The sequence below is a fragment of the Streptomyces sp. NRRL B-24085 genome (assembly GCF_001282115.1).
GTDB lineage: Bacteria > Actinomycetota > Actinomycetes > Streptomycetales > Streptomycetaceae > Streptomyces.
Map to the genome: position 1 here is coordinate 1 of NZ_LJBR01000359.1, position 4232 is coordinate 4232.

Consider the following 4232-nt stretch of genomic DNA (forward strand, 5'->3'; position numbering starts at 1 on the left):
CCCCTGGGGTGGCTGCACTTCCCGGCGTCGCTATGGGCTCTCAGGGGCGCGGGGAACTGCGCAAACGCCCGCCCTCACCCAGCCGCACCCGCCGACGCCGCCGCCTACCACCCGCCCCCTACCGTGAACCCGATCACCGTGCCGCCGCCGTCCCGCGGGTACGCGAACGGCGCTCCCCCGTGGGACAGCGCCACCTCGCGCACGATCGACAGGCCCAGCCCGGACCCCGGCAGCGAGCGCGCGTCCGCCGCCCGGTAGAAGCGGTCGAAGACCCGCACGAGGTCGGCGTCCGCGATCCCGGGCCCCCGGTCCAGCACCTCCACCCGCACGGGCCCGGACGGCGTGGACCCCGACACCGAGATCTCGATCGGACCGCTGCCGTCGCGGTCGAACTTCGCCGCGTTCTCGACCAGGTTCGACAGGGCCCGCTGGAGCATCCCCGGCCGCCCGTCCGTCACCGTCGCCCCCTGCGCGTGCACCACGATCCGACGCCCGGTCCGCCGCCGGGCCAGCCCCGCCACCTCCTCGGCGACGTCGGCGAGATCCACCCGCTGCGGCGGCTCGTTGTCCGACTGCCCCGCCGCGAGGTCGACCAGCTCGTTGACCAGGTCGGTCAACTCCCGTGCCTCCTGGGTGAGATCGGCGACCAGGTCCTCGCGCGTGGCGGGCGGCAGCTCGTCGATCCGCCGCAGCAGGGAGATGTTCGTGCGCAACGACGTCAGCGGCGTCCGCAACTCGTGCCCCGCGTCCTGCACCAGCCGCCGCTGGTCCTCCTCCGACTGCGCGAGCCGCCCCAGCATCCGGTCGAAGGCCCGGCCCAGGCGCCCCACCTCGTCGTAACCCGTGACCGGCACCTCGATGCCGAGCCGCCGCGTCCGCGCCACGTCCTCCGCGGCGGACGTGAGAATCACCAGCCGCCGGGTGATCCGCCGGGCCAGCCACCACCCGAAGAGACCGGCGCCCACCACGACCGCCGCCATGAGCAGGAACGTCCGCTGCTGGAGCGCCCGCAGCAGGTCCTCGGTGTCACTGAACTCCTGGGCCACCTGCACGGCGCCCCGCCCGTCGCCCAGCGAGACGGTGGCGATCCGGTACACGTCGCTGCCGACCGAGACCTCCTTGTGCAGGACCATCCGCCCGGCCGCACCCGCCGCCGCGACCCGCCGGTCCCCGGCGACCACCGGCAGCCCGGGCCGCCCGGGATCGGCGACCGCCCCGGTGGGCCCCAGCACCTGCACATCCGTACGGGCGGGCCGCACCAGGTCATGCCCCGGCGCCGAGGACGAGAAGTCCTCCGGCGCCATCCGGTGCTGGCTCACCTCGTCCCGCAGATCCTGCACGACCTGGTCGAACACCGACTCCTGGTCCACCCGCACCAGCCGGGCGGCGGCACTGTAGGACAGCACCCCGACGAGCACGGTCACCGCGGCCGTCACCGCGGCGAAGGACACCGCGAACGTGGCCCGCAGGGACAGCAGCCGGGGCCGCGGCCGGGCCCACAGCCGGGCCAGCCGCCCCACTCAGTCCTCCCGGAGCACGTAACCCACGCCACGCACCGTGTGGATGAGCTGCGGCGCACCGGGCTCGTCGAGCTTGCGGCGCAGGTAGCCGACGTAGACGGCGAGGTTCTTGGAGCCGGGCCCGAAGTCGTAGCCCCAGATGCGGTCGTAGATGGTCGAGTGGTCCAGCACGATGCCCGCGTTCCGCACGAGCAGCTCCAGCAGCTCGAACTCGGTGCGGGTCAGCTCCAGCTCGCGCGTGCCCCGCCAGGCCCGCCGCGCCTGGATGTCCATGCGCAGCCCGGCCGCCTCGATCCGCCCGTCGGGCAGCTCGGGCGCGACGGCCCGGGGAGCGGCGCCGGCCGGGGCCATCCCGTCGGGGCTGGTCCGCCGCAGCAGGGCCCGCAGCCGGGCGAAGACCTCCTCGACGTCGAAGGGCTTGACCACGTAGTCGTCGGCGCCCGCGTCCAGGCCGGCGATCCGGTCCTGGGTCTCCACGAGCGCCGTCAGCATGAGGATCGGGGTGCGGTCGCCCTCGGCACGCAGCACCCGGCAGACCTGGAGCCCGTCGATCCCGGGCATCATCACGTCGAGGACGAGCACGTCCGGCGGCGTCCTGTGGGCCTGCGCCAGCGCCTCGACCCCGTCGGCGACCGCGGTGACCTGGTAGCCCTCCAGGATCAGGGCGCGCTCCAGGGCGTGACGGATGGCACGGTCGTCTTCAGCGAGCAGCACATTCTGGGGCACACCCTCAGTGTGCCGTGCCCACCGAGTCGTACGACGTGATGAGCTGCTCACCGCACGCCCTTCTTACTGCCCTCTCACCCCGTGGGACGCAGCGCGGCGAGCTGCTCCTCGAAGGGCACCACGGCCGAGAACGCGTCGGCCCCGGTGGCGCGCGGCGCCGGGGCGGCCGACAGGCCGGTCATCAGCGCGGCCAGCTGCCCGGCCGCCCGGTCGATCCGCCCGTCCAAGCCCTCGGCGCCCCAGTCCTCCGAGGCGGCGTACACCCCGGTCGGCACGACGACGGCCTTCAGGTAGGCGAACAGCGGCCGCAGCGCGTGCTCCAGCACCAGCGAGTGCCGGGCCGTGCCGCCGGTCGCCGCGACCAGCACCGGCTTGCCCTCCAGCGCGTCGGGCTCGAGCACGTCGAAGAACGACTTGAACAGTCCGCTGTACGACGCCGAGAACACCGGCGTGACGACGATCAGTCCGTCGGCGGCGGCCACCGCCTCCTGCGCGGCGGCCAGGGCCCGTCCGGGGAAGCCGTTGGTGAAGTTCTGCGCGATCTCCACGGCGAGTTCCCGCAACTCCACGACCTGCGTCTCCACCGCGGCCGCCCGCCCGACGGCGGCGGCCAGCCGGTCTCCCAGCAGCCGGGTGGACGACGGGACGCTCAGTCCCGCGGACACGACGACGAGCTTCATGCGACGACCTCCTTGTTGCGCTCCGCGGCCAGCAGGGACGCGTGGGTGGGTGCTTCCGGCACATCCGCCGGGCGGCCGGCGGCGAACTCCTTGCGCAGGACGGGTACGACCTCCTCGCCGAGCATGTCGATCTGCTCCAGGACCGTCTTCAGGGGCAGTCCCGCGTGGTCCACCAGGAAGAGCTGGCGCTGGTAGTCGCCGGCGTACTCGCGGAACTTCAGCGTCTTCTCGATGACCTGCTCCGGGGAGCCGACGGTCAGCGGGGTCTGCTCGGTGAAGTCCTCCAGCGACGGGCCGTGACCGTACACGGGCGCGTTGTCGAAGTAGGGACGGAACTCCTTCACCGCGTCCTGGGAGTTGCGGCGCATGAACACCTGGCCGCCCAGGCCGACGATGGCCTGCTCGGGGGTGCCGTGGCCGTAGTGGGCGTACCGGCTCCGGTACAGCTCGACCATCCGCTGGGTGTGGTCGGCCGGCCAGAAGATGTTGTTGTGGAAGAACCCGTCGCCGTAGTAAGCGGCCTGTTCGGCGATCTCCGGCGAGCGGATGGAGCCGTGCCACACGAACGGCGCGACTCCGTCCAGGGGCCGGGGGGTGGAGGTGAAGCCCTGGAGCGGGGTGCGGAACTTGCCTTCCCAGTTCACGACGTCCTCGCGCCACAGGCGGCGCAGCAGGGCGTAGTTCTCGATGGCGAGGCTGATGCCCTCGCGGATGTCCTTGCCGAACCAGGGGTAGACCGGGCCGGTGTTGCCGCGGCCCATCATCAGGTCCACCCGGCCGTCGGCCAGGTGCTGGAGCATCGCGAAGTCCTCGGCGATCTTCACCGGGTCGTTCGTGGTGATCAGCGTGGTCGAGGTCGAGAGGATGAGCTTCTCGGTCTGCGCCGCGATGTAGCCGAGCATGGTCGTCGGGGACGACGGCACGAACGGCGGGTTGTGGTGCTCACCGGTCGCGAAGACGTCGAGTCCGACCTCCTCCGCCTTCAGCGCGATCGCGACCATGGCCTTGATGCGCTCGCGCTCGGTCGGCGTACGGCCGGTCGTCGGGTCCGGCGTGACATCGCCGACGCTGAAGATCCCGAACTGCATGGTCGCTCATCCTCCAGGTTGTTGACGGTTCAACTATAACCGCGTACCCGGAGAACGAGACCCCGCCCCCGCCTATTCCCGCCGGGAGCACCGAACGACGACGCCCCCGGCGGTGCCCCTCCCGCGCGTCAGAAGTAGTACTCGTCCCCGCTGTCCAGCACCAGCACCCGCTGCCGGTCGTTCTCCCGGTTGCGGTCCACCGTCCCCCCGTTCCACAC

General features: G+C 72.4%; 4 protein-coding genes. All 4 read right to left on the reverse strand.

The window, feature by feature from the left end; genetic code table 11:
• Positions 1–104: 104 nt before the first annotated feature.
• Complete coding sequence (locus AOJ26_RS32425; RefSeq protein ID WP_053851939.1) at positions 105–1520, reverse strand: sensor histidine kinase; 1416 nt, start codon at positions 1518–1520, stop codon at positions 105–107.
• Positions 1521–2246 carry a response regulator transcription factor gene (locus AOJ26_RS32430; protein WP_179200270.1) on the reverse strand — a complete coding sequence of 242 codons (726 nt, stop codon included), beginning with the start codon at positions 2244–2246 and terminating at the stop codon, positions 1521–1523.
• Positions 2247–2320: 74 nt separating this feature from the next.
• The gene (locus AOJ26_RS32435; RefSeq protein WP_053851941.1) at positions 2321–2926 is read right to left on the reverse strand and encodes an FMN reductase; all 606 of its coding nucleotides are present in this window, start codon (positions 2924–2926) and stop codon (positions 2321–2323) included.
• A complete protein-coding gene (locus AOJ26_RS32440; RefSeq protein WP_053851942.1) occupies positions 2923–4014 on the reverse strand; it encodes an LLM class flavin-dependent oxidoreductase in 1092 nt (363 codons plus the stop codon). Before AOJ26_RS32440 ends, AOJ26_RS32435 begins: the two co-directional genes overlap by 4 nt.
• Between the last annotated feature and the right edge of the window lie 218 nt (positions 4015–4232).

Bases quoted from the DNA above. Each gene is read 5' to 3' on its own strand.
- AOJ26_RS32435 (WP_053851941.1), bottom strand. From the start codon at position 2,926: ATGAAGCTCGTCGTCGTGTCCGCGGGACTGAGCGTCCCGTCGTCCACC.
- AOJ26_RS32440 (WP_053851942.1), bottom strand. From the start codon at position 4,014: ATGCAGTTCGGGATCTTCAGCGTCGGCGATGTCACGCCGGACCCGACG.